The 1,218-nt window shown below is 70.9% G+C and carries 1 protein-coding gene; it reads right to left on the bottom strand.

What is annotated here, in order from left to right; all coding sequences use genetic code 11:
- On the bottom strand, window positions 1-1,218 hold a 1,218-nt coding region (gene mutL, locus RI841_RS01760), incomplete at both ends, for a DNA mismatch repair endonuclease MutL (RefSeq protein WP_310703841.1).

Genomic DNA, 1,218 nt, shown 5'->3' with positions numbered 1-1,218 from the left:
AAGAGGCGGTCCAGCTCCTTCATGCTCATCTCGGTCCAGGTGGGGCGGCCATGATTGCACTGGCCGCTACGCTCGGTGCGCTCCATGTCGCGCAACAGGGCGTTCATCTCCTCAAGGCCGAGCTGGCGATTGGCGCGCACGCTGCCGTGGCAGGCCATGGTCGCCAACAGCTCGTTGATGCGCGCCTCGACCCGGTCGGAGCGCCCGTAGCGCTCCAGGTCGGCAAGCATGTGACGCACCAGGGGCTCCACGTCGGCATCGGCGAGCAGCACCGGCACCTGGCGCACCAGCAGGGTCTCGGGACCGGCCACATCGAGCTCTACGCCTAGGCGCGCGAAGGCATCATGCTCAGCCTCGGCGGTGGCCACCTCGGCGGGGCTCGCCGCCAGTGATACCGGCACCAGCAGCGGCTGGGCCTGGAGTGCGCCGCCATGGACCTGGTTCTTCATCCGCTCGTAGACGATGCGCTCGTGGGCGGCGTGCATATCCACCACCACCAGGCCGCGCTCGGTCTGCGAGAGGATGTAGACCCCGTGCAGCTGGGCCACCGCATAGCCGAGCGGCGGCGCGCGGGTCGCATCCGCCTCGGGCATCGCTGGGCGCGGGGCCCGGGTCGCCGACGAGCCGCGACGCTCCTCAAGGGCCACGCCCGCGGCACTGCCGCCAGGGGCAGGAGCCGCCGGCTGTGGCGTCAGCAGGGTCTCCTCATGCTCAGGATGCAGCGCCCGGTAGCCCTCCATAAAGGCCCGCACCCGGTTGGGGGTGACACGCTCGTCCTCGCGGCCGGGCAGCGACATCGGCTGCTGCTGCCAGGCCGGCGCCGCCTCGCGCACGCTGTCCACCGCCTCGGGCCCCCTGGGGGCATCGTCGCGCTCGCCGCCCTCGCCGGGCCGGGCCTCACCCAGCGCGCGGTGCAGGCTCGAGAACAGGAAGTCGTGGACCATGCGCCCATCGCGGAATCTCACCTCATGCTTGGTGGGGTGGACGTTGACGTCCACCACTTTGGGGTCGACCTCGAGGTAGAGTACGAACACCGGGTGTCGGCCATGGAAGAGCACGTCGCGGTAGGCCTGGCGGATGGCATGCGCGACCAGGCGGTCGCGCACCACGCGGCCGTTGACGAAAAAATACTGCTGGTCGGCCTGGGCCCGGGAGTGGGTCGGCAGCCCGACCCAGCCCCACAGCCGCAGGCCACCCACCTCCAGGTCCAGGTGCAGG

Source organism: Halomonas sp., from assembly GCF_031581305.1.
Lineage (GTDB): Bacteria > Pseudomonadota > Gammaproteobacteria > Pseudomonadales > Halomonadaceae > Halomonas.
This window is presented reverse-complemented; position numbering and strand designations above follow the sequence as displayed.